Genomic DNA, 23,645 nt, shown 5'->3' on the forward strand with positions numbered 1-23,645 from the left:
GGACTGTCGGTCGCGCCAAACACCCAACCCCCGATACCGCGATTTCCTCATTCGCCGTCGCGCGCCCTGGCCAGCAGTTGCATCGCGCGCCGCATATGCTTCTCGACCGTGGTGGTCGAAACCCCCAGCCGCTCGGCGACCGCACGCTGCGACAGCCCTTCATAGCGATGCAGCTCGAACACCCGCCGCGTCTGCTCGGGCAGCGCCCGCGCCGCCGCCTCCACCCGGGCGAGCGTGTCGTTGGCGATCGCCACCCGCTCGGCCGCAAGCGCTTCGTCGCATCCCCAGAGCAGCGCCTGCGCCTCGACCTCGATGTCGGATCGGCGCGCCTCGCCCTTGAGGTGATCGATCGCGAGATTGGTGGCGAGGCGATAGAGATAGGCGCGTTGATTGGTGATCGGCGGATCGTCCGCGATGCGCTGCGCCCGCAGCCACAGGCTCTGCGTCACATCCTCGGCCGCCGCCGGATTGCCGACAATCCGCCCGATCAGCCGCAACAGGGACGGCCTCTCCGAAACTACGAGCCGGGATATGACGAGTGCGTTCGTCCGCATGTCGCGGCTCTAGTAATTTTGCGAATGACTCGCAACAACCAGCGAAGATCGGTCGCTGCGGATCAGGTCCCGCTCAGGCGATGATCCGTCCCGCGGCCAGCGCCCCCTCGCCATAGGCGCGCAGCGACCGGTCCGCCTGGAAGAGCAGGTCCCGTTCGATCGCCAGGCCCAGCGGCCCGCGAAACTTGCCGAGTTCGGCAAGCGAAACCGTGCACACGCGTGGGGCGCCGGGAAGCGGATCGCACAGCCCAAAGGCCCGGTCGGGATCCCTCGGGTCGAGTTCCGTCAGGAGCCAGATGCCCCCGGTATCGGGGCAGTGCAGCTTGACGACGGGCATGGGGTCATGGGCGATACCTGCCAGGGTCTTCTCGCCATTTTCGAGGAGCGCGCCCAGGATCGCGGTGGGCAAATCAAGCGTCATATGGTTTCCGTTACTGACATGCGACGCGGTCCCCGCGCCTCGCCGCCGTTCGGATCCCGGCACTCCGCCGGTCTTCCCCAGGTAAATCAGGGCCTTGGCCCGGACAATCGGAAGCCCGCCTGCCTGACAAGATTTTACATCGGGATGGGGCGCTCCCCTGTCGGCCATGCGCCTAGCCCCGCCGGGCCGGGGGACCCGGCGGGGCAGCACGGCCCGACAATCGAGGGAGAGTCGGACCGGCCGGGACTCCGGGAGCACGTGGGGCGTGCTGTCCGGAGGGGGGCGAATATCGTCTGCACGAACGCGCGCACCCCTGAGCCACGCGTCCCGAGACGGCCCGCCAATATCCCATCCGCCTGGGCAAAGCCCGATCAAATGAGCTTCGGTTACAACAGTTTACAATCGCACTCCGCGACGATTGCGCCAGCGCGCGGACAGGAGGGCTCGAACCGCACCTTCCCGTTACAACAGTTTACACCGGCAATGACTGTCCCCGTGGGCAGCGCTTTGCTAGCACCTCACCATGAGGCGAGTTGGTAGCAGCCCAGGAAAGCCCCGCGTCCATTCGGCGCGATCGATCTGGAGGAAACGCACGCGACACCGACATCTGGAGTTCGGGAATAAGTGCTCGCTCTCAATGACAAAGGACGAGACGTACTTGCGTAACGGTTTCAGCCGCGATGGTCGCTGTTAAGCCGGGGTTCCCGGACCAGAACGGTGCGATGCACATCGCCGTGGTCGACGATGACGAGGAGATCATCGACTTCGTCAGTGCCGCGCTGACCGCAGCCGGATATGTCTGCACCCCGTTCCGGACCGGCGCCGCCCTGCTCGCCGCGCTGCGCCGCCAGACCTTCGACCTCATCCTGCTCGACTGGAACCTGCCCGACAGCCTGGGCATCGACCTGCTCCGCTCGATCCGCGGCACAGGAGCGCATTCGACCGCGATCATCATGCTGACCAGCCGCTCGGACAAGGACGACATCGCCGTCGCCCTGCAGACCGGAGCCGATGACTATGTGGTCAAGCCCGAAAGCTCGATCGTGATCGCCGCGCGCGTTGGCGCGGTGCTCCGCCGCTCGTTGCCCGATGCCGCGCAGCAGCGCGTCTCGATCTTCGGCAAATACGGCTTCGACCGGCTGACCGGCCATGTGCGCTTCGAGGGCGCCGATATCCCGCTCAGCGCCAAGGAGTTCGGGCTCGCGCTGCTGCTCTTCGAGAACATGCACCGGCCGCTGTCGCGCAGCTATCTGCTCGAGAAGATCTGGCAGAGCGCGGGCGACCTCCCTACCCGCACGCTCGACATGCACGTCTCGCGCATCCGCGCCAAACTCAACCTGACCCCCGCCAATGGCTACCGCATCGTGGCGATCTCCGGCTTCGGCTATCGCATGGAGCAGTTCGGCGCGGAGGAGTTGCAATGATCCTCGACACGCCCCCACCCGTCACGCGGCCCGCGCCGCATGCCAATGCCATCGCCTATGTCATCCGGCGCGGCGATACGTCCGACCAGCTGAGCCGCAAATATCTGGTCGAGGGACGCGACTGGCGCGCGCTGCTCAAGCTCGCCCGGGTGCAGAACCCGCGCCGCTTGCCGACGGGTCGGCAGCTCCTGATCCCGCGAAGCTGGCTGCGCTACCGGATCGAGCCCGCCCGGCTGGCCAGCTATCGCGGCAAGGTGGCGATTACCGCCAACGGGCGCGAAGCCTCCGCGGTGATCGGCGCGAGCATCGACGAGGGCATGTTCATCGCCACTGCCGCCAACAGCTTCGCCACGCTGATCCTTGCCGACCAGTCGCGGATCGTTTTGCCCTCGCAAAGCCGTGTGCGGGTCCGTGAATTGCGCCGCATCCTGCTCACGAACGCGATCGACTATCGCCTGGAAATCACCAGCGGCCGGCTGGAGACCAAGGTCCAGCCGCTGGAGGGACCGTCCGGCAGGTACCGGATCGAGACGCCGGTGAGCATGACAGCCGTGCGCGGCACCGAGTTCCGCGTGTCGTTCGCGGCGGGAACGGCGATCACCGAAGTGCTGAGCGGCCATGTGCTCGTCACCGACAGCGACGGGCAGACGCGCGCGCTGGCGCTCGATCCCGGCATCGGCGCGGCCCGCGACGGCGACGGCGCGGTGCGTACCGAGCCGCTGCTCCCTGCCCCCGCGCTCGAGGATCCGGGCGCCGTGCAGCTCGACGACAATGTCGCGTTCCGCGCCGCGCCGACGCCGGGCGCCGCGCGCTATCGGCTGGTCATCGCCAGCGATGCGGGCTTCATCGACAATAATGTCGAGCAGATCTCCGAGGATGGCCGTTTCACCTTCACCGACATTCCCAATGGCAACCAGTTCGCGCGCATCTCGGCGATCGCGCCGAGCGGTGTCGAAGGCTTTGCCCAGAGCTATGGCTTCAAGCGCCGCCTCGCCTCGCTCCATGCCTCGGTCGACACGGCGGACGATGGTTATCGCTTCCGCTGGTGGGGCTCGGGCAATGGCACTCGCCGCTATCGCTTCCAGCTGCTGAGCGACACGCCCGAGGCCCCTCCGATCGTCGATCGAGTCGGGCTCGAGCAGGACTCGCTCACGCTCCACCGGCTCACGCCCGGCGTCTATCACTGGCGCGTCGGCCTGTTGCAGATCGAGGCGGACGATACCGTCGAGACCTGGACCAATCCGGAGAAGCTGACGATCGCCGGCCCGTCCGCCAGGCGCAAGGCGGATCGCTGACCTTGGCCCGCACCCGGCTGCTGCTGGAGTGGACGGCGATCGCCCTGCTGGCACTGGCCGTTTCCAGCGGCCTGGTGCTGGGTGGCGGCGTCTCCCGGCTGGACAGTGCGCTCTATGACGGCCTGGTCCGCTTCCGTGCCGCGCCGCCCTCCGACCGGATACTGATCGTCGCGATCGACGATGCCAGCGTTGCCGCGCTCGGCCATTGGCCTTGGCGCCGCGACATCCATGCCCAGGCGCTCGCGCGCATGACGGCGGCCCGGCCCGCCGCGATCGCCTATGACGTGCTCTTTACCGAGCCCGCCGCGCGCCCCGCCGAGGATCGGGCACTGGCCGGGTCGATGCGCCGCGCGCCGATCGCCCTGCCCATCCTGCTAGAGGCACCCGGCACCGCCGGCAGGGAATTCGACGCGACCCTTCCGATCTCGCCCGAGCGCGAGGCGGCGGCGGCGCTCGGCCACGTCGCGCTGCCGCACGATCCGGACGGCAGCGCCCGCGCCGCGCTGCTCGCCCTCGACATCGACGGCCACCCCTTCCCGCATCTCGCCGAGACGGCCTATCGGCTGGCCAACCGCGCGCCCTCGCCGGCCTTTGCCCACGCCGCCGCGCAGGGCGACTACCGGGTGTTCGTGCCCTATGCCGCAGCGGGCAGCTTCCGCACCGTGCCGTTCAAGGACGTGCTCGCGGGCGACGTTCCCCATGGCTTCCTCGAGAACAAGCTGATCCTGGTCGGCGCCACCGCGGCGGGCCTTGGCGACCGGCATTTCGTCGCGGGCGCGGGCACCCTGCCCGGCGTGGAGGTGCAGGCCAATCTGCTGAACGCGCTGCTCGCCGACCGCTTCGTCCAGCTCGCATCGACGCCGTGGCGCCTGCTCTTCGCCGGATTGCCCAGCATCATCCTGCTGCTGCTCTTCCTGCGGTTGCGGCCGACCCAGTCCCTGCTCGCAGCGCTGGCGATCTTCGCGGTGACGGCGACGCTGCCCATCATCCTGCTCCTGCTCGCCGGCATCTGGATCCCGCCGGTATCGGCACTGCTGGCGCTCGCGCTGGTCTATCCGCTCTGGGGATGGCGCCGGTTGAGCGCCATCCACCGCGCGATGTCCGATGAGCTGACCCGCTTCGGGGCGGACAGCGCCATCGCCCCTTCCGCGCCCGTGGGGCTCGATCCGACGGGCAGCAATGCGCTGGCGCTGAGCAGCTCGATTGCGCGCCTGCGCGATCTCAAGCAGTTCGTCGCGGACACGATCGAGGGGGTTGCCGATCCATTGATCGTGACGACCCTGTCAGGCGAGGTGCTCCTGGCCAACCAGCCCGCACAGCTGCTGCTCGACGGCCCGCTCGACCTGTCGGAAGTGGCGCGGCTGATCCAGGAACCGCCGGCGGAGGACTTGCGCCTTTCCGACGGACGCAGCTTCTCGCCGCGCAAGACCGCCCTCACCGGTGCGACTGCCGAGCAGCGCGGCTGGATTCTGCTGCTCGCCGACATCAGCGCGATCCGCGCCGCGGAGCGCGACCGCGAGGTCGCGATCGAGTTCCTCAGCCACGACATGCGCTCCCCCCAGGCCGCGATCGTGGCGCTGGTCGAGGGCGAACCGGGCAAGGATATTCCCGATAGTCTCGCGCGCCGGCTCACCGGCCATGCCCGCCGAACGCTGCGCCTGGCCGAGGATTTCGTACAGTTTGCCCGGCTGGAGACCGCTGCCTTCCAGCCCGAGGAAATCGACGTGGCGGATTGCCTGGCCGAAGCGAGCGACGCGGTCTGGCCGCTCGCCAACGCCAAGGGCGTGCGCGTCGTCGTCGATGCCGGCTTGGAACCGCACTGCATCCAGGGCGAGCACCAGGCATTGACGCGCACGCTGCTCAACCTGCTCGACAATGCCGTGAAATTCAGCCCAGAAGGGGGAGAGGTTCATTGCACCCTGGAAGCGGTGACGGAGGAAGGCGCACGCTGGCAGCGCGTCGAGGTGCGGGACGCCGGATCCGGCGTGCCCGCCGAACAGCTGCCCTGGCTGTTCGAGCGCTTCGGCCCGACATCGAAGGAGAAGAAGGGCCTAAGCGCCGGCCTGGGCCTCGCCTATGCCCGCACCGTGGCGGAGCGCCACAACGGCGTCCTGGTCTATCGCGCCGCACCAGGCGGCGGCGCCTGCTTCACCCTAGTCCTTCCCGCCAGTCCAGGGGCTGCCTGACAGGGCGGCGCGGGCCAGCAGCGGCAGCACCTTCCGGACCGAGCGCGGGCAGCGATGCGCGGTCGCCGCGCTCCGGAAGAGCACCCGACCGCCGTCCCGCGCGATCATCGCGACCGACAGGACATATTGGCTACGACGGCAGGTGGCGATGCCTTCGGGATCGTCGGGAACCGGCCTGACGCCCGGAAGCGCCACCTGGAGCGCCTTGCGCGCGACCGCGAACCCCACATCGACGCGGACCGACGCGGCAGGATCCTCCTGTAGGCCGGCTGCGACCAAGGCGCGGCGCACTTCCTCGCGCGCCTCGATGCCGATCGGCGTACTGGTGTCCGTACCGGCGATGGTGAAGCGCGTCGCTGGCGGCACCGAAGGCTCGCCGACGATCAGGTCGCTCCGCTCGATCGGCGCGACGCAACCGGCCAGAAGGGCGCAGAAGGCAGCCGTGATCCAGAAAGCACAACGCAATTCGTTCCCCCTCATGGTCCACCGGGGAGAACCATAGAGATGCCGCCGCCGAGCCTCAACTCGGCGGCGACTGCGACCGATGGGAGGTTCGCAACCATGCGTGTAACCGGTTAGATCATAGGAAGTCGCGCGCCATTTCGCCCGCTTTACAAGGTTTTACAAAGCCCGATCAGAAGCGGGTAACGACGACCCTGTCTCGCCCTTCCTTCTTCGCCCGGTACAATGCCTTGTCGCTCTCCCCGATGATGTCTGCAGGCGCGATCGCGCCGGGATCGGTCACCACAACACAGCCGCAGCTCATCGTCACGAAGGGCGAAATGGGCGACGCGGCATGCGGGAGCCGCGCCCGCGCCAGTTCGGTCGCGATATCCTCGAGCAGCTGTCGGGGCTGGTCCGTGCCGGGCAGCAACAGCATGAACTCCTCACCGCCATAGCGCGCGGCAAGGTCATAAGGCCGCCGGGCCGCGTCGGCGAGGATATCGGCGATCCGCTTCAGCGCGGCATCGCCCCGCACATGGCCGTAGCAATCATTGTAGAGCTTGAAGAAATCGACATCGACCATCGCCAGGGCAAGCGGCTGGCCCGTGCGCGCGGCATGCAGGCAGGCCCGTTTCAACGCTTCGTCGAAGCGGCGGCGGTTGGCGATACCGGTCAGCGCATCCTCGCCGGCCTGCCGCCCCAGCTCGGCGGTGCGCAGGGAAAGCGCCAGCTTCTCCTCTTCCAGCGAGAGATTCGCCTGCGTCAACCGTGCCTCGACCAGGCGGGCGCGCTCGCGAAGATCGGTGACGTCGCGGGCGATACTCACCAGGCCGTCGATCTCGCCCCGTTCGTTGCGATGCGGACTCCGGGTGATGAGGAAGATCCGTTCCCCGCCATCCACCCGGAAGACTTCCTCGGTGACGGAGCAGATGCCAGTCGACAGGACCTGCTCCTCCCCCGCGCGAAGGCGCATGCCGATCGCGTCGCCGAAGATCTCGATCGCGTTCCGGCCGAGGATTTCCCCGCGCGGCAACCCCGCCAGCGCCTCCGCGCTGCGATTGAGCATCAGGCAACGGCCCAGCCGATCCTGGAAAGCGATGACGTCGTCGGCGCTGTCCATAACCGCGCGCAGCTTTCCATGGACCGACTGGGCCTCTCGCGCCCTGTCGCGGGTGGAGATCCCGGGCGATGCGATACGGGGCGGTGCGGGAAGGCCCAGATTGCGCACGAACGCCATGAACAACTTGCGGCCGGCGACCATCTGGCAGGCAAGGCGAACCTCGGCCGGATAGGTGGTGCGATCCTTGCGGACGACGATCTGCGACAAGGTGGCGGCGGCCCCCGGAACCGCGGCGGCCCACAGCCTTGCGTTCGCAGCCGGCGCCCTGCCGCAGGATATCTCGTCGACCGTCAGCCCGGTCAGCTCCGCCCGGCTATAGCCCAGGTCGCGGCAGAAGCGGTCGTTCACGTCGAGGATGCGCCCGGTCATGTCATGCACCAGGAAACCGTCCGGCGAACCTTCGATCAGGATGCGGAGGCTGTCCGCGCCCATCGCCGGCACGTCCGGCACGATCTCCAGGGGATGCGCGCCCATCAGGCCCTGCGCCGCGCGCACGGGATCGCGCGCCCTTCCCCGTTCAGTTCCGGCCGATACCGGCAATAATTGATCACGCCCCACCCAAGCTCTTCGCAAACCCGATACAGATCGCTGAGCCATCCGGGATCAGCGCACCCACCGTATCCGCCAAAAGCTTTACCGAAGAACAGCCCCGCAATGTAAAATTCGTTTTACATTACAAGATTTTACAACAGCAATATCCGAGTCAAAGTGAGTTCGTTCTGCAGCTAGTTGCCCGCCCCGGTCGTCGCGAGCCGGCCATGGTTGGCCGCGGAGACTAGCGCGACGAGGTCCGCAGCGTCGGCCTGTGAAAGCGATCCGGGGTCGTCCTGTGGCATCGAGCGCCGGATCTTCTCGTAGAGCCTCACCGTCTGGCCGCGCCACTTCGCTTCGAACCGCGCCCCGGTCAGCGCCGGGGCTTCCTCGACGCCTTCGAAGCTGCGGCCGTGGCAATCGGCGCAGCGGGCGAGATAGACCGCGCGCCCGCGCTCTCCGACGGCAGGCCGGGGCAGCGCCGCCGCTGACAGCAACGCCACCACGCCCGGAAGCAGCAGGTGCAAATGCAGGCGCCTCACTTGATTCGCTTGCGCGTGCCCTTCTCCTGCACCGGTAGCTGCTGTTCCGCGCCCGGCACCGGCGGATTGGGCAGGTTGGCCGCCGCATAGGTCGCGCGGTCAAGCATCGCCTGGGTGCCGGGCAGCGGCGGAAATCTGGTCGCGGACTGCTGGAAGCGGAATGCCGCGGTCAGGTCGCCGAATGCCTGGCGGCGCCATGCGCTGATATTGGGCTCGCGCACGCCGGTCACCTGCTCGCAGAACTGGAGCACCGAGGTATGGTCGAAGGGCTGGCTGCACACCCAGCCACCCGCCGTCCAGGGCGAGATCAGGATGCAAGGCACGCGGAAGCCGCCGCCGATCGGCAGGCCGTTGACGAACTCCTGCGGCGTGCCCGGCGCGGGCACCGGCGGCGCCACGTGATCGAACAGCCCGTCATTCTCGTCATAGTTGAGGATGAAGACGGTCTTGGCCCAGACTTCTGGATTGGCGGCGAGCTCGTTCAGCCGGTCGGCGATGAACTTGGCGCCGGCCGCCGGCATGTGTTCGGGGTGCTCGTTCGCCTCGGCGCTTGGCATGATCCAGGAGACGGCGGGCAAGCGGTCGTGCAGCACGTCCTGCGCGAAGGCGCCCTCGTCGGTGTCGGGCATGCCCTTCACCGCCAGCGGCGAGCCCGCCGGCGCTTCCCGGAACTGGGCGAAATACTTGAACAGATTGTGCGCGCGCTTGCCCTGCTCGCCATATTGATAGACCCGCCACGGCACGCCCACCGCCTCGAGCCGCTCGGCATAGGTGATCCAGCGAAAGCCCTCGGGCGGGGCCTTGTTGCTGATCACCGGGCCGCCACCGGTCGCCTCGGTGTCGATCATGCCGGTCATCCAGTAGAGCCGGTTCGGCCAGGTCGGCCCCATCACCGAGCAGTGATAGGCGTCGCAGATCGTGAACGCCTCGGCCAGCGCATAGTGGAACGGGATGTCCTCGCGCTTGAAATAGCCCATGGTGTAGGGCCCGTCGGTGCCGTCCGCCGCGCGGTGCGCCGGCAGCCACTGGTCCATCCTGCCTCCGTTCCATGCCTGGTGCTGCACCTTCCAGGCATGGCTGGTCGAGGGCAGCTTCTGCGCGTTGGTGGTCGCGGTATCGAGGTGGAAGGGCAGCAGGTAGCCGGCCGGGTTCTCGGCGTCCGGCTGGTGGAACACGCTCCTGCCGTCCGGCAGCTTCAGCGCATCGGGATCGCCGAAGCCGCGCACGCCGGAGAGCGTGCCGAAATAGTGATCGAAGGAGCGGTTCTCCTGCATCAGCATCACCACATGCTTGATGTCCTTGATCGATCCGGCGCGGTTCGGCGCCTGCGCCAGCGCCTTCTGCACGTTTGGCGGCATCAGCGTGGTGGCGGCGGCGAGCGAGGCGAGCTGCGCTGCATCGGCGATCAGGCGGCGGCGGGTTAAGATCGGGGTATCTGCCATGGGAAGGTTCCGCTGGTTGCGATGAAAGGAGACCGCGCGCCCTAGAAGCGTGCGCGGATGCCGAACGTGCCGGTGCGGCCGTTCTGGACGAAGATGGCGCTGTGGTTCGGGAAGCTGCTCGCGCTGGTGGCAAGCGTGCCCGGCACGATCACGTTGTAGGGCTGGCTGAGCAGGTTGTTCACCGAGAAATAGGCCTCCCAATGCTTCACCAGCTTGATCCGGCCCGACACGCTCAGATCGGTGCGCGCCTGGAACCAGCTCGGCGTGGTGGAGCGGTATTTGTCGTCGTTCCACAGCATGTTGACGAAGAGCTTTACCGGCCCCTTCTCGTACATCAGCGCCGCCGATCCGATGTTCTTGCCGACACGGGTGATCGGCTCGCTCGGCTCGTTGTGCATGAAGCCGCCGCGTACCGACAGCCCGTCGAACGGCGCGGGCAGCCAGCTCAGCGAATGCTGGAACGAGACCTCGATCCCCTTGATGCTCACCACGCCGAGCTGGCGATAGGTGGTGTAGGTATAGTCGGCATAGGACGGGTCGTCGGCGTAGCCGCCGGCCGCGCTGCCCACCTCCGCGGCGCTCAGCCCCTCCTGCAGGTCGGCCAGGCCGTCGATGCGGTTGTAGTAGAAGCCCGCGGTGAACAGGCCGACCGACTTGAAATAGTGCGAGAGCCGGACCGAGATATTGTCCGACATCGCCGGGGTCAGGCCGGGATTGGGCACCGAGATCACCTTGTCGGCATCGTCCACGCTGGCGCTGCCGGCGATCGCGTTGAGGCCCGGGCGCAGGATGGTGCGGCTATACCCCACTTCGGCATCGGTGCTGCGGGCGAAGGTGAACTTGGCCGAGGCGCTCGGATAGAGCTTGAAATAGTCGCCCTTGATCGCCTGATAGCCATTGGTCCGGAACTGATAGTCGACACAGGGAATGGTCGTGGCGATCCCGGTCGAGGCGGTGACCGCGCACTTCACGCCGTTCACCGTCGCTGCCTTAACGTCGGTGGCCGAGAGCGGCGACCAGCCCCAGCTGGTGTTGGCCGTCCATTCGGCACGCAGGCCGGCGCGCAGCTTGAGCTTGCCGATCTGCGCGGTCGCCATGCCATAGGCGGCCTTGATGTTCTCCTGGAACCGCGTGTTGTTCGAATAATTGGCCGCGGCGTAGTTCGCGGCGGTGAGCGTGTGCGTCCACTCGTCCGGATCGGTGGCGTACATCTCGTAGAGCTTGCTCATGTCGATCATCGGCACATAGGACGAGCCCGAGATCGAGGTGAAGCTGGCGTTGCTCTTGTCCCACGAGGTGCGGGTGTAGGGGCCGGTCACCGCCGCGAGGAACGCCGCGTTCGAGAGGCCGCCGGTATAGGTGTAGAGATTGTCGCCCGAGGTATCGCCGAAGCGATAGACCGTGTCGGTGACCTTGAAGCCCGCCTTGAAGGTGATCGGCACATTGCCGAACTGCGCGTCATAGCTGGCGTTCAGCCCGCCCGACTTCTCGTAGATAAAGGCATTGGCGCCGCTGGTGGTGCGGATCTGCGGCGCGGCGGAGAGAGTATAGGAGCCCGTCTTGCTCCAGTCCGGCCCGCTCACCTGGGTGATGTCCCAATCGGTATAGGCCAGGCTCGAGCTGCCCTTCACCGCCGAGAAATTGCCGGTCGAGGTCACCGTCGGGATGAACGAGGTGACCTGCCCCATGTGCGGCGAGTCATAATAGGACCTGGAATCCGAATAGGCGAAATAGCCGTCGAGATGCAGGTTGCCGCGGTTCCACTCGAAGCTCGGCGCGATGATATTGCCCTTGTTGACCTTGTACTGGGTGGAGTTCGCCGCCTGGAAGGTCTTGGTCGTGGCCGGGTTCAGCGTCGTATAGTCGCTGAGGATATCGCCGCTCACGCCATTGGTGCGGGCGCCGGTGGTGAAGGTCGCGTCGGACTGGTTCTGATAGACATTGCCGCGATAGGCGATGCCGAGCAGCGACACGGTCAGCCGGTCGTCCACCTTGAAGTCGATCACCGTCGAGGCGGTGCGCCGCGTCGTCTGGCGCGCCGAGGTCTCGAACTCCATCGACGTGAAGGCGAGCGGATCAGGGCTCTTGGCGGTCGGCACATAGTTGCGGCTCATGGTGAGCTGCTCGCGCTCGATATAGCTGTTGTTGTAGCCCAGCGAGAGCATCACGCCGAGCCGCCGGTTGAAGAAGCTGTTGGCGTAGAAGAACGATGCCTCGGGCAGGAAGCGATCCTTCCCATAGCCGCGCGGATCGGGGCCGGTGTGGATGGTGCCGTCGAGCATGTTCTCGTGGCTGAAGCCGCCGACCGAGATTACCAGCGCCTGCTTCTTCCGGTCATAGGCATGCTTGGTACGCAGATCGATGATGCCGGCCGGGGCATCGGCATTGTTGTCGGCGCTGACAGTCTTGTAGACCGTCACGGAATCGATCGCCGACATCGAGATCGATTCATAGCTGAAGATCCGCGCAGCGGCCGCCGAATTGGCATAGCCCGACGGCGCATTGGCATTGGCCGACACCACGTCCATGCCGTTCAGCTGGGTGCGGGTATATTCCGCCGGCAGGCCGCGCAGGAAGGCGTAGAGCGAGCTGCCATTGGTGCCGTCCACATCGATGCCCGGCATGAATTTCAGGAACTCGGCCGGATTGCCGCCGGCGATGTCGCCATAGGCATCGGTCGACAGCACATCGACGATGTTCATCGACTTGCGCTGCTGCATGATCTCCTGCGCATAGTCCTCGCGCGCGCCGTTCACGACGATGCGGTTGCTCGCCTGCTCGCCGTCCGCCCCGCTCTCGCTCAGGCTGAAGTCGAGCTTCGCGGTCTTGCGCGGCTGGACCTGCACGTCCGCTTCCTCGGTCGCATAGCCGGTGAAATGGACCGACACCCTGGCCGGCCCGGCCGGCACGTCGTTGAAGCGATAGGCGCCGCCTTCGCCCGAGGTGGCCGAACGGCGTTCCCCGTTGGCAGCGACCAGCTCGACGATCGCGGCGCGCAGATAGTCGCCGCTCGTCGTGTTGGCGACCTGGCCGGCAACCGTACCCCGCCCGCTCACCTGGGCGGCATTGTGGCCGGGCGCCCGGCGCGAGCGCAGCGTGATGACCTGGCCATCGTCGCTGGCGATCTCCAGCGCGGTGCCGGCAATCAGGCGATGCAGGGCCTGCCGCACATCCATGGCCCCCTTGATCGCCGGCGTGCGCACACCGGCCAGGTCACGGGCCGACGCGATGACCTGGATCTGCGCCTGGCGGGCGAATTCCGGAATGGCCTTGACCGCGGTCTGTGCGGGAATGTCGAAGCTGCGGACCTGCGCGAAAGCCGGCGCCGTTGCCGTGCATGCGGCAAGGATCGCCGTGGTCGAGAGAATGGCATTCCGGGAAAACATGGTTCTGGGACCCCCAATCCGTGCGGCGGGCGCCGCACCCTTTGGTGGCTGAGAGACCTGGCGGAGAAAGTTCCGCCATTCCGGCGCTAAATTTAGGGACGTCCCTGGGTTCGGCTGAGCACCACCGTGTTGCCGCTCTGCTCGATCCGCGCTCCGAACAGGCTGGCAACCGCGCGGCTGAAGCCGATCGGATCGCTGGCTGCGAACAGTCCGGCAACGGGTTCGCGCGCCAGCGAAGGATCGCGGATCTCGATGCGGACCTTGCTGTAGCGCGCGAACTCGGCGGCGGCGTCGATCAGCGCCTCCCCCTCAAAGGCGATCTTGCCTTCACGCCAGACAAGCTCGCGCGAGACGAGGTCCGGCGCGATCGCTTGCGGGATGGGCAGCTGCCCGATCGGACTTTCCAACGGGAATACCAGCCGGCTGCCCTGGGGAAGCTGCAACGGCGCAGAGGCGCTTGCCGCCACCAACGCGAGCCCGCCCTGATCGGCCAGGATATCGACCGGCTTGCCCTCGAGCTTGCGCACGCGGAAGGTGCCGCGCGTAGCGCGAACCCTTTTGCCGGGCAGCTCGACGAAAAAGGGGCGGCCCGGGTCGGCGAGAACGGTGAAGAAGGCTTCGCCGTAGAGCAGCTCGACGCTGCGCTCGCGGGGCCCGTAGTGCACCTTCACGCTGGTCTGCGTGTTGAGCATCATCGTCGATCCATCCTCGAGCGTGACGAGGCGGACCTCCCCCAGTCCGGTGGTGATCGCGGCGGCTGGCAGGCTGATCCCCAGTGCCACGACCGACGCCGCGATCGCGCCTCCCGTACCGATCATCGCGAGCATCGATCGTCGGGTGACGCGCCGAGTGCGCGGCTGCGGTGCGGGTTCGGGCACGGCAAACTGCTTCGGGTCGAACTGCGGGCCCAATGCTCGGGCGGACTCGCTCAGCATCCCCAGGGCATTGGCGCGCAGCATCGCGCCGCGCCGGCGGGGATCGCCGGCCAGCCAGTCGTTCAGTGCCTGTGATTCCGCTTCCGATAGCCCCCGATCGAGCCTGGCGATCCAGTCGGCGGCTTGCTCGTCAATGGATCGACTGGTTTCTCGCTCGATCGTCAAAAGCGCTACTCTCCATTTCCCTTTCCCTAGAGGCTTTTGCCAGAGCTTTTCCGCCATGGCCAAACCAATCGATCAGGAAACGAAGCCCCCGCGAGATATGCTTCTCGACCGTATTCTCCGAAATCGCCATGCGCGCGGCGATCTCGCGCTGGGACAGTCCGTCCACCCGGCGCAGCATGAAGGCCTGCTGCGTCTTCGCCGGCATCGCCCCGATCGCCTGGGCCAGCCGCCCCAGTTCGTCGCGATCGATCGAAACCTGTTCGGGGGATGGGCGATCATCCACCATATCCAGCTCGCCGAGATCCTCCACGGTGTGGATCGACACGACCCGGGCGCGGCGGACATGGCGGGTGATTACTGAACGGGCGACCTGGAACAGATAGGCGCGCGGATTGCGGATGCCGTCGATCCCGTCGAGATCGGCCAGGATCGCATAGGATTCCTGGATGATGTCGTCGACATCGAGGCCGATCGGCTGGCGCCGGGCAAGCCAGCTGCGCAGCGCCGGTTCATGCGGCAGGATGTTGCGCAGGAACCATCGCGTCCGTTCGCGGTCAATCGCGTGCATCGGCCATCCCTGCTGGGTGCAACTCGATCCCGCCGGGCGGCGAGTCGGCATTCCGTTAGGCGGCGAATGTGACAGTCTGAGTTTGGAGAACTGCTCAATCGAGCCCGGCGAATATCCCCCGGAGCTGGTCCAGGTCGACCGGCTTGGACAGGACGAAATCGACATGGGCGGGCGCCTGGTCGTCCGTCACCATCCGGCGCCCCCATCCCGTCAGCAGGATCACCGGGGTGTCGGGGAATATCGCCTTGGCCGTACGCGCGACCTGGTTGCCGTCGACATGCGGCATGCCCAGGTCGGTGATGATGACATCGAAACCCTCGCCCTTCCGCGATGCGTGCTGCATGGCATCGATCCCCGCCTGACCGCCTCCCGCGGCGGTGACGCCATGCCCGCTCAGACAAGAAAGTCGGCATCCACTGCCACTTGAGGCACGTCCGGTCCGGTCACAAAGCACCAGACCACGAAAGAGCAGATACAGACATATCTTCCCTAGAACCGATCTTAACCTGGACCATACAGGGAAATACTTCGCAATCCACCCTCGTCACTTCCACGAGATAGCTTAGGTATATTTCCTGACGCCCAATTTCTCCAAGCATCGCGGGCCGGACGGGCGCATTCACCTGCCTGCGGTGCACGCCGTTATCTTGTGAATGCTCCGCCCCTTCGTCAAAACGAGGCACGCGCCAGGTTCTTCCGCAATCCGGTCCGCATGTTGCGCTTGAGCAGTTGATGCCTGTCGATTCCACGCCATAGTGGCGGCAATGACGAAGAAATCGGCAAGCAAGAACGAACAGCGCCCCAAGCCCGGTGCCCGCCTGACGATGCAGGACATCGCGCGGCTGGCGCAGGTCTCCACGCCCACCGTCTCGCGCGTGCTGAACGGCAGCCCGCTGGTGACCGAGGAGACGCGCGAGCGCGTGATGGCAGTGGCGCAGGCGCATGGCTATGCGGTCAACCGCAACGCCGCCAAGCTGCGCCACACCCGCACCAATACCGTGGCGGTGATGCTTGATTTCGGCTCGCACCGGCATGGCGCGATCGGCGATCCCTTCATCTTCGAGCTGCTCGCCGGGGTGTCCGAGGCGCTGTCGATCCGCAACCAGGATCTCCTCCTTTCCCCGCCCGGGCTCGAGGACGTCCGCGCCTTTCGCGATTTCTACCAGGCACGCGGCGCCGACGGGTTCATCGTGCTCGGCCAGGGCACGCGGGACGCGATGCTGCGCGAGCTGGGCCGCGCCGATGTGCCGCTGGTCGTCTGGGGCGCGGTCGCCCCCGATGCCGGCTATTGCGCGATCGGCAGCGACAATTTCCTGGGCGGCGAGCTGGCCGGGCAGCATTTCCTGGCGAAGAAGCGCAAGCACTGGCTGTTCGTCGGCGACATCCGGCATGAGGAGCTGCGCCTCCGCTATGAGGGCCTGTGCGCGGCGGCGAAGGAGCAGGACGACGTCACCGTCGATTTCCTGCCGATCGCCTCGATGGCCTTCCACGCCACCGCCGATACGGTGACTGCCTATCTCGCCGCGGGCCGCCTGCCCGATGCGGTGTTCGCCTTTTCGGACACCGCCGCGATGGCGGTGATCGGTGCGTTCAAGGAACGCGGCCTCGCCGCCCCCAGCGATTATTCGCTGGTCGGCTACAACAACATCCCGCCTGCAGCGCATTTCAGCCCTGCGATCACCACGATCAACCAGAAGACCGACGTGGCAGGCGCACTGCTCGTCGAGAAGCTGATGCAGCAAGTCGATGGCGGCCGCGCGCGCTCGACCACGCTGCCGACGGAGATCGTGGTTCGGGATACCTGACCGACGGCGGCCCAACTCTCCCTCGTCATCCGAAACTGGAAACACCAACCGGTCCTTTATCCTTGAAAACGATATCAAAGACCCTGTATCGCACCACTCGATAAGAGTTGGGGAGCGGGTGTTGGCTCGAGTATTGAACGGCGCGGACGATGGTGTGCTCTTCGCGGAGGACGGCTGGTCGCTCGATGTGATCGGCGACGACCCCGCCCGCGAAGGCTGGGCCGCGACGATTCTCGCGCTCTCGAACGGCGCGCTGGGTGTGCGCGGCGCCATCGAGGAGCGCGCCGAAGCGACGACCTTCCTTGCCCATGCCTATGAACAGGCGCCGATCCATTATCACGAAAAGCTGAAGGGCTTTGCCGCCACCTCCGATTCGCGCGTCCCCGTTGCCGAGGCGCTCGGCCTCGAGGTCCGGCTGGACGGCGAAGCAATCGATTTCAGCGCCCTCCGCTCGGCCACCCGCCGCACGCTCGACCTGCGCGCCGGCATGCTCCGCCGCGAGACGCGCTGGTCCTTTCCCGATGGACGGCTGCTGCGCATCCGCAGCGAGCGGATCGTGCCGCTCGATGGCAGCACCCTGCTGCTCCGCCGTTTCCAGGCCGAGATCGACGGCGAGGCCGGCGTCACTCTCCACCCCCGCCTCGCGCCCGCTCCCAGCGGCGCCGCGCAGTCGGACGACCCGCGCATCGGCGTGAACCTTGCCTCGCGCGGGTTCGAGACCGAACAGGCAACCGATGAACAGATCGTCGAGCGGCTGCCCGGCAGCGGCATCGGTGTCGCCGCGGTTCAGCGGATTGGCGAGGAAGATGGCTGGCTGCTGGTCGCCACCGGCTTCGCGGCAGGCCGCGACGCTTCCGAGACGCTGGTCGCCGATGCCGGCGCGCTGGCCGGCACCGCGCTGGCCGACGGCTTCGTCGCCGCCGCCGCTACCCAGGCCGCCTTGCTCGACCGCTTCTGGGCCGCCGCCGACCTTTCCATCGCCGGAGAGCCGCGCCTTGCCGCGACGCTGCGCGCCAACCTGTTCCACCTCTTCGCCTCCGCAGGCCGCGACGGCCGCTCGAGCGCCGCCGCCAAGGGCCTGACCGGCGAAGGCTATGAGGGCCATTATTTCTGGGACACCGAAGCGTTCATGCTGCCGGTGCTCTCGGTACTGGCGCCGGAGATCGCCCGGGCGATGCTGGTCTACCGCGCCGGCACGCTCGATGCGGCCTTCGCCAATGCCCGCGCGCTCGACCACAAGCAGGGCGCGCTATACGCCTGGCGGACGATCGAGGGCCGCGAATGCTCGGCCCATTATCCGAGCGGCTCCGCGCAATACCACATCAATTCGGCCATCGCCTTCGCGATCGGCGCCTATGTCGATGCGACCGGCGACGATGCTTTCCTGGTCGAGCACGGCGTGCGCATGCTCGTCGAGACCGCACGGATCTGGCTGGCGCTGGGCGACTGGGCGGATGGCAAGTTCCACCTGCGCGGCGTCACCGGCCCGGACGAATATACCGCGCTGATTGACGATAACTGGTACACCAACCGGATGGCCCAGAAGCATCTGCGCCTCGCCATCTCGGCCGCCGAGCGGGTCTCCGCGCTCGATCCGGAAGCCTGGGGTTGGCTCGCCGCCGAGATGCAGCTCGGCGCCGAGGAACTGGCGGAGTTCACGCGCGTCGCCGATGCGATGCATTTGCCGTTCGATGCCGAACGCAACCTCGATGCGCAGGATGCGAGCTTCCTCGACAAGCCGCGCTGGGACGTTGCCGGCACGCCCGCATCGGACTTCCCGCTGCTGCTCAACTACCACCCGATGACGCTCTACCGGCATCAGGTCTCGAAGCAGGCGGATATCGTCCTCGCCATGGTGCTGGGCGGCGAGGAGGTCTCGGCGGAGCGCAAGCGCCGGGTGTTCGACCATTACGAGCCGATCACCACGCACGATTCCACCCTCTCCGCTTCCACCTTCGCGATCCTCGCCAGTGAGGTCGGGCACGAGGCCCAGGCGCTCGATTTCTTCGCCGAGACCAGCCTGGTCGATATCGACGATCGTCACGGCAATACCGGGCACGGCGTCCATATGGCCGCGCTTGCCGGCTCGTGGCTGGCACTGGTCTGGGGGTTCGCGGGTTTCCGCCCCTATGGCCCGCAGCTCCGCTTCCGCCCGACCCGTCCGGCCGCCTGGCCCGGCTACAGCTTCGGCCTCAACTGGCGCGGCACGCTGGTGCGCGTCGAAGTGGCGGGCGAGCAGATCACCTATGGCGCCGTCTCGGGGCCCGCGATCGTGATCGGCCACCACGATGCCGAGATCGCCCTCGCTCCCGGCGAGAGCTGGACGGGCCCGCTGGCATGAACCTCAAGGGTGTCGCCTTCGACCTGGACGGGGTGCTGACCGACACCGCCCGTGCGCATTACCGCGCCTGGAAGAAGCTTGCCGACAGTCTTGGCATCCGCTTCGACGAGGAAGCGAACGAAGCGCTAAAGGGGGTAGACCGGATGGGCAGCCTGGCGCTGATCCTCGGCGACCGTCCCGGCTATGGCGAGACCAAGCGCCTCCGCCTCGCTGCGCAGAAGAACGACTGGTATCTCCAGGAGATCGCCCATTTCGGGCCTGCGGACCTGTTCCCCGGCGCCCGCGAGGCGCTGGAGCAGTGCCGCGCCGCCGGACTGCGCATCGCCCTCGCCTCGGCCAGCCGCAACGCGCCGTTGCTGGTCGCACGGATGCAGGTGGCCGACCTGTTCGACACGATCATCGACCCCGCCAGTCTCGCCGCCGGCAAGCCCGCGCCAGACATCTTCCTTGCCGCCGCCCGGGCGCTGGGCGCCGCTCCCGCCGAGATGCTCGGCGTCGAGGATGCTCCCGCGGGGGTCGAGGCGATCCATGCCGCCGGCATGAAGGCCGTCGGGGTCGGCACCCCGGCCGCGCTCCCCAAAGCCGACTGGATCATCCCGGCGATCGCCGACTTCGATCTGGCCGCCTACTCGGCCTGACGGCTCCCTCCCGCCATCCCTTCCCCCACACCCCGGGGATGGCGGACCTAGTTCCCCGGCGAGGGCCCAGTAGCGCGCCGCTTGCCAGGCCCGGCCTTCTCCGGGGAACCATCTTTTCCAGAAGCATTCCAACCCTGTTCCCGGCTTCCGCCGGGGAGCAGGTAGCGCCTAAATCTTCCGCGTCAGGCGCTCGAGCCGCACCAGTGCGAGCGCAATCAGCACCAGCGGCACCAGCACCAGGTAGAAGGCGGTCTGGCCCGAGAAGCGGTCGAAGGTGAAGCCGGTGATGAACGATCCGATCGTGCCGCCCAGCGCCGAGAAGATCACCATCAGCCCGACCATCGCGGCGTGCCTTTCACGCGGCAGCGCGCTCAGCACCACCGAGGAGACGATCGGGTAGATCGGCGCCATGAACACGCCGATCAACGGGAAGATGTACGCGGCGATCGGCGCGTCGAACCAGCCCATCTCCGCGCGCGGCTGCAGCCCCTGGGTGGTCGGCAGGGTTAGCAGCACCAAGGCCGCGATCAGGCCCAGGCAGCCGAGCAGCAGCCTGAGCCAGCCGAGCCGGGCGACCAGCCCGCTCGCGCTCAGCCGCCCCACTGCAAGCGCGGCGATGAAGATGCTCGACGCCTGCACGCTCATCGCGCCGGGCAGGTGGAGCACCTGGTTGTTGAAGGTCGGCAGCCAGGTGCCGACGCCCTGCTCGATCAGCACATAGAGGAAGATCGCGGTGAGGAAGGCGATCGTCGAGGGCAACACCAGCAGCGCCAGCACATCGCGGTAGCCGCCGGCCGCCTGGCCTTCGACGGCGCGGGCGCCGCTCTCGTCGAGATCGGCGAACCACCACAGGATCGCTGCCAGCACCGCCAGCACCGCGACCACCCGGTAGACGCCCAGCCAGCCCTGCCCGGTCGTGTCCTGGCCGATGAACCAGCCGAACAGCCAGATGCCGGCGAGGATGCCGACCATGAACACGCCTTCGATCAGCGAGGTCAGGCTGGCGTGGCGGGCGGGATCCGGACGAACCAGCCCGATCGAGCTGTAGGTCGCCACCTTGCCGATGCCGAAGCACAGGCCGACCAGCACGAAGAACAGCTGCATCGCCCAGAAGCTGTTGGCGAAGCTGATCGCCACCGCCCCGGCCGCCACCGCCAGCATCACCCCGATCTGTGCGCGGCGGAAACCGAAGCGCGGGAGCGTGGTCGCGAACAGGAAGGAGGCGACCACCACCGACAGGTCCTTGCACGCCTCGAGCGTCGCGGCATGGGTCTTGGTGACGCCGTAATGCGCGATCGACTGGAGGATCACGGTGCCGACGCTGTTCATCAGCAGCCCGAGCAGGGCGTAGCTGGTGATCAGGGCGGGTACCGCCCAGGCTGCGCGCTTCATGGATGATCCTCTCTCGTCTCTTTGTCCGGCGCAGCCAAGCAGATCATGCAATGCATTTCAACGCCTGCTTCACAGGGCCTCGAATTGGCTGTGGAGTTCCTCGCCGCCGGCGCCGACCCACAGGTCGAAACGCCCCGGCTCGACTCGCCACTGATTGTCGGCGACGACCAGCGCGAGCTCGGCATAGGGGATGGTCAGCGTCACGATGCGGCGTTCGCCGGGATCGAGGGTGATGCGGGCATAGGCCTTCATCTGCCGCACCGGCCGGGTCCGGCTGGCGACACGATCATGCACATCAGCCCGCACGAACGCCGCGCCGCGCCGGAGCCCGGCATTGGTGACGGCAACGCGGACCTGCACCGCCTCGCCCTTCGCCACCCGTGCCGGGGCCTGCAGCTCGGCCAAAGCGAAGCGCGTATAACCCTGCCCGCTGCCGAACGGGAACAGCGCCCGGTCCGGCGCATCGCGCCAATGGCTGCGGGCCGGCTCCATCGGATCAGCGTCTCCCGCCGGCCGCCCGGTGCTGCGCCGATCATAGGACCAGGGCTGCTGCCCGGTGGCGAGCGGGAAGCTGACCGGCAGCCGCCCGGTCGGCTCACGCACCCCGAACAGGACATCCGCCACTGCCGGCCCGGCCTGCTCGCCGAGGAACCAGGTGCAGAGGATCGCCGGCGCATCGCGCACCGCCCCTTCCAGCGCCAGCGCACGCCCGTGGCGCAGCAGCACCACCACCGGCTTGCCCGTGTTCGAAACCGCTTCGGCCAACGCCTGCTGCGCCGCCGGCACAGTGATCTCAACCCGGCTATTGCCCTCACCCGACATGTCGCCCGCCTCGCCGATCGCGAGCAACACCACATCCGCCGCCTTGGCCGCCGCCACCGCCCGCGCGACACCTCCGGCGAGCGGTTCGTGGATCCCGCTCCCCGCCTCCACCGCCAGCGCTGCGGGATCGGCGAGCATCGCGCGGATGCCGGTCGCCAGGTCGATCCCGTCCCCAGCATCGCCAGCAAAGGACCAGGGTCCATTGAGGTTCGCCTTGTCCGCCCCGAACGGGCCGATCAGCGCGATCTTCTTCCCCTTCACCGGCAGCGGCAGCAGATCTCCCGCGTTCCGCAACAGCACGATCGAGCGCGTCGCCACTTCCCGCGCAATCGCCTTGATCGCAGGCGTCGCAGTCCGCTTCTTCTCGGCGACGGCATCGAGCGAGCGGAAGGGATCGTCGAACAGGCCCAGCGCTTCCTTGAGCGCCAGCACCCGCCGCACCGCCTCGTCCACCCGCGCCATCGGCACCTTGCCGTTCTCGACCAGCGCCGGGAGATATTTGTTGTAGAGCCCGCTCTGCATCGAGACATCGACGCCCGCCAGGATCGCCAGCCGCGCCGCATCCGCCTCGTCCGCGGCAACGCCGTGCGCGATCAGTTCGCGATCGGCGTCATAGTCGGAGACGCAGACGCCCGCGAAACCCAGCTCGCCACGCAGCACATCCGTGAGCAGCCAGCGATTGGCGGTTGCCGGCACGCCATTGAAGTCGGTGAACGACGCGATCGTCGCCAGCGCACCCGCGCCGAACCCGGCGGCAAAGGGCGGGAGATAGGTCTCACGCAGCTCGGCCAGGCTCATGTCGACCGCAGCATATTCCATGCCGCCGCGCACCGCCGAATAGCCGGCGAAATGCTTGGGCGTCGCGAGCAGGCTGTCCGCCCGGCGCAGATCCTTCCCCTGGAAACCGCGCACTCGCGCGGCGGCAAGCTGGCGGTTGAGCAGCACGTCCTCGCCCGCCCCCTCGGCCACCCGCCCCCAGCGCTGGTCGCGCGCGACATCGACCACCGGCGCGAAGGTCCAGTGCAGTCCGCCGGCGCTGGCCTCCTCCGCCACCGCCCGTGCCGCGCGCTCGGACAGCGCGGGATCGAACGCCGCCGCCTCGGCCAACGGGATCGGGAAGACGGTGCGACAGCCATGGATCACGTCGGCCGCGAAGATCAGCGGGATGCCGAGCCGGCTCCGTAGCGCCGCGGCCTGCGCCTTGCGCGCGCCAGCCACGCCATAGCCGTTGAACAACATCCCCACCCGACCGGCGGTGATATCGGCGAGCATCGCATCGGCGCCGCGCGGATCGACCACCGGATTGAACACCGCGCCGACCGGACGGATCTCGTCGTTGAAGCAGCTGAGCTGTCCCGCCTTCTCCGCGATCGTCATCCGCGCGATCAGCCCCTCGATCCGCGCCGATGCCGCGCGCGCCCGGACCGGCAGCAAACCGAGCAGCGCCGCCTGCGCCGATCCCGCCATCAAGGCGCGCCGGTTGATTCGCAGGCCCCCTGCGCCACCCGCGCTTTTCTGTGTCAAAATCTCTCTCCCGCGTGGCGTAGCATTGCAACGAAGCCCGCCGAAATCCGTTGGTTTCGGCACCTGTTGCACCAGCGCACCAGTGCTTGGCAAATTCCGCGTGACAGTTG

The 23,645-nt window shown here is 67.4% G+C and carries 18 protein-coding genes; 6 read left to right on the forward strand and 12 right to left on the reverse strand.

Annotated features, from left to right (window positions below):
• Positions 1-47: 47 nt before the first annotated feature.
• Together O3305_RS08045 and O3305_RS08050 are read right to left on the reverse strand one after the other, a co-directional pair.
• Positions 48-554, reverse strand: coding sequence for an RNA polymerase sigma factor (locus O3305_RS08045; RefSeq protein WP_269575923.1), 507 nt, complete (start codon positions 552-554; stop codon positions 48-50).
• Between the two features lie 73 nt (positions 555-627).
• Positions 628-975 carry a DUF2958 domain-containing protein gene (locus tag O3305_RS08050; protein ID WP_269575924.1) on the reverse strand — a complete coding sequence of 116 codons (348 nt, stop codon included), beginning with the start codon at positions 973-975 and terminating at the stop codon, positions 628-630.
• A 680-nt stretch (positions 976-1,655) separates the two neighbouring features.
• Here O3305_RS08050 and O3305_RS08055 point away from each other — a divergent pair.
• Genes O3305_RS08055 through O3305_RS08065 form a run of 3 tightly spaced genes read left to right on the forward strand, consistent with a single transcriptional unit; the run spans position 1,656 to position 5,880 of the window.
• Positions 1,656-2,399, forward strand: a complete 744-nt coding sequence (locus tag O3305_RS08055; RefSeq protein ID WP_269575925.1) for a response regulator transcription factor — start codon at positions 1,656-1,658, stop codon at positions 2,397-2,399.
• The gene (locus O3305_RS08060) at positions 2,396-3,694 is read left to right on the forward strand and encodes a FecR family protein (RefSeq protein ID WP_269575926.1); all 1,299 of its coding nucleotides are present in this window, start codon (positions 2,396-2,398) and stop codon (positions 3,692-3,694) included. The genes O3305_RS08055 and O3305_RS08060 overlap by 4 nt, the downstream gene beginning before the upstream one ends.
• A gap of 2 nt (positions 3,695-3,696) precedes the next feature.
• Positions 3,697-5,880: a CHASE2 domain-containing protein gene (locus tag O3305_RS08065; protein WP_269575927.1), complete on the forward strand. Its 2,184-nt coding sequence runs from the start codon at positions 3,697-3,699 to the stop codon at positions 5,878-5,880.
• On the opposite strand, the gene O3305_RS08070 is transcribed toward O3305_RS08065, so the two are convergent.
• From O3305_RS08070 to O3305_RS08105, 8 genes are all read right to left on the reverse strand, one after another.
• Entirely contained in the window at positions 5,848-6,345 is a 498-nt protein-coding gene (locus O3305_RS08070) for a hypothetical protein (RefSeq protein WP_269575928.1), read from the reverse strand. The two genes, O3305_RS08065 and O3305_RS08070, sit on opposite strands and share 33 nt — an antisense overlap.
• Before the next feature lie 169 nt (positions 6,346-6,514).
• Positions 6,515-7,939, reverse strand: coding sequence for a diguanylate cyclase domain-containing protein (locus tag O3305_RS08075; protein WP_269575929.1), 1,425 nt, complete (start codon positions 7,937-7,939; stop codon positions 6,515-6,517).
• A gap of 230 nt (positions 7,940-8,169) precedes the next feature.
• Complete coding sequence (locus O3305_RS08080) at positions 8,170-8,502, reverse strand: c-type cytochrome (RefSeq protein ID WP_269575930.1); 333 nt, start codon at positions 8,500-8,502, stop codon at positions 8,170-8,172.
• 11 nt (positions 8,503-8,513) lie between these two features.
• Complete coding sequence (locus O3305_RS08085; RefSeq protein WP_269575931.1) at positions 8,514-9,959, reverse strand: alkaline phosphatase family protein; 1,446 nt, start codon at positions 9,957-9,959, stop codon at positions 8,514-8,516.
• A 41-nt stretch (positions 9,960-10,000) separates the two neighbouring features.
• Positions 10,001-13,345, reverse strand: a complete 3,345-nt coding sequence (locus O3305_RS08090) for an outer membrane beta-barrel protein (protein ID WP_269575932.1) — start codon at positions 13,343-13,345, stop codon at positions 10,001-10,003.
• Positions 13,346-13,437: 92 nt separating this feature from the next.
• Positions 13,438-14,502, reverse strand: coding sequence for a FecR family protein (locus O3305_RS08095; RefSeq protein WP_269575933.1), 1,065 nt, complete (start codon positions 14,500-14,502; stop codon positions 13,438-13,440).
• On the reverse strand, positions 14,411-15,013 hold the full coding sequence (locus O3305_RS08100; RefSeq protein WP_269575934.1) for an RNA polymerase sigma factor: 603 nt from the start codon (positions 15,011-15,013) through the stop codon (positions 14,411-14,413). Before O3305_RS08100 ends, O3305_RS08095 begins: the two co-directional genes overlap by 92 nt.
• A 94-nt stretch (positions 15,014-15,107) precedes the next feature.
• Positions 15,108-15,356 carry a response regulator gene (locus tag O3305_RS08105; protein WP_269575935.1) on the reverse strand — a complete coding sequence of 83 codons (249 nt, stop codon included), beginning with the start codon at positions 15,354-15,356 and terminating at the stop codon, positions 15,108-15,110.
• A 421-nt stretch (positions 15,357-15,777) separates the two neighbouring features.
• Here O3305_RS08105 and O3305_RS08110 point away from each other — a divergent pair, with 421 nt between their 5' ends.
• From O3305_RS08110 to pgmB, 3 genes are all read left to right on the forward strand, one after another.
• Positions 15,778-16,818: a LacI family DNA-binding transcriptional regulator gene (locus tag O3305_RS08110; protein WP_269575936.1), complete on the forward strand. Its 1,041-nt coding sequence runs from the start codon at positions 15,778-15,780 to the stop codon at positions 16,816-16,818.
• Between the two features lie 121 nt (positions 16,819-16,939).
• On the forward strand, positions 16,940-19,159 hold the full coding sequence (locus tag O3305_RS08115; RefSeq protein ID WP_269575937.1) for a glycoside hydrolase family 65 protein: 2,220 nt from the start codon (positions 16,940-16,942) through the stop codon (positions 19,157-19,159).
• Positions 19,156-19,797, forward strand: a complete 642-nt coding sequence (gene pgmB / locus O3305_RS08120) for a beta-phosphoglucomutase (protein ID WP_269575938.1) — start codon at positions 19,156-19,158, stop codon at positions 19,795-19,797. The genes O3305_RS08115 and pgmB overlap by 4 nt, the downstream gene beginning before the upstream one ends.
• Positions 19,798-19,965: 168 nt before the next feature.
• On the opposite strand, the gene O3305_RS08125 is transcribed toward pgmB, so the two are convergent.
• Together O3305_RS08125 and O3305_RS08130 are read right to left on the reverse strand one after the other, a co-directional pair.
• On the reverse strand, positions 19,966-21,189 hold the full coding sequence (locus tag O3305_RS08125; protein WP_269575939.1) for an MFS transporter: 1,224 nt from the start codon (positions 21,187-21,189) through the stop codon (positions 19,966-19,968).
• A 69-nt stretch (positions 21,190-21,258) separates the two neighbouring features.
• Positions 21,259-23,478 carry a glycoside hydrolase family 3 N-terminal domain-containing protein gene (locus tag O3305_RS08130; protein WP_269575940.1) on the reverse strand — a complete coding sequence of 740 codons (2,220 nt, stop codon included), beginning with the start codon at positions 23,476-23,478 and terminating at the stop codon, positions 21,259-21,261.
• Positions 23,479-23,645: the final 167 nt, after the last annotated feature.

Source organism: Sphingomonas sp. NIBR02145 (assembly GCF_027359115.1).
Taxonomy (GTDB): Bacteria; Pseudomonadota; Alphaproteobacteria; order Sphingomonadales; family Sphingomonadaceae; genus Sphingomonas; species Sphingomonas kyeonggiensis_A.

Bases quoted from the DNA above. Each gene is read 5' to 3' on its own strand.
- O3305_RS08130 (WP_269575940.1), bottom strand. From the start codon at position 23,478: ATGGCGGGATCGGCGCAGGCGGCGCTGCTCGGTTTGCTGCCGGTCCGG.
- O3305_RS08100 (WP_269575934.1), bottom strand. From the start codon at position 15,013: ATGCACGCGATTGACCGCGAACGGACGCGATGGTTCCTGCGCAACATC.
- O3305_RS08110 (WP_269575936.1), top strand. From the start codon at position 15,778: ATGACGAAGAAATCGGCAAGCAAGAACGAACAGCGCCCCAAGCCCGGT.
- pgmB (WP_269575938.1), top strand. From the start codon at position 19,156: ATGAACCTCAAGGGTGTCGCCTTCGACCTGGACGGGGTGCTGACCGAC.
- O3305_RS08085 (WP_269575931.1), bottom strand. From the start codon at position 9,959: ATGGCAGATACCCCGATCTTAACCCGCCGCCGCCTGATCGCCGATGCA.
- O3305_RS08090 (WP_269575932.1), bottom strand. From the start codon at position 13,345: ATGTTTTCCCGGAATGCCATTCTCTCGACCACGGCGATCCTTGCCGCA.
- O3305_RS08050 (WP_269575924.1), bottom strand. From the start codon at position 975: ATGACGCTTGATTTGCCCACCGCGATCCTGGGCGCGCTCCTCGAAAAT.
- O3305_RS08060 (WP_269575926.1), top strand. From the start codon at position 2,396: ATGATCCTCGACACGCCCCCACCCGTCACGCGGCCCGCGCCGCATGCC.
- O3305_RS08095 (WP_269575933.1), bottom strand. From the start codon at position 14,502: ATGGCGGAAAAGCTCTGGCAAAAGCCTCTAGGGAAAGGGAAATGGAGA.
- O3305_RS08055 (WP_269575925.1), top strand. From the start codon at position 1,656: ATGGTCGCTGTTAAGCCGGGGTTCCCGGACCAGAACGGTGCGATGCAC.
- O3305_RS08105 (WP_269575935.1), bottom strand. From the start codon at position 15,356: ATGCAGCACGCATCGCGGAAGGGCGAGGGTTTCGATGTCATCATCACC.
- O3305_RS08125 (WP_269575939.1), bottom strand. From the start codon at position 21,189: ATGAAGCGCGCAGCCTGGGCGGTACCCGCCCTGATCACCAGCTACGCC.
- O3305_RS08045 (WP_269575923.1), bottom strand. From the start codon at position 554: ATGCGGACGAACGCACTCGTCATATCCCGGCTCGTAGTTTCGGAGAGG.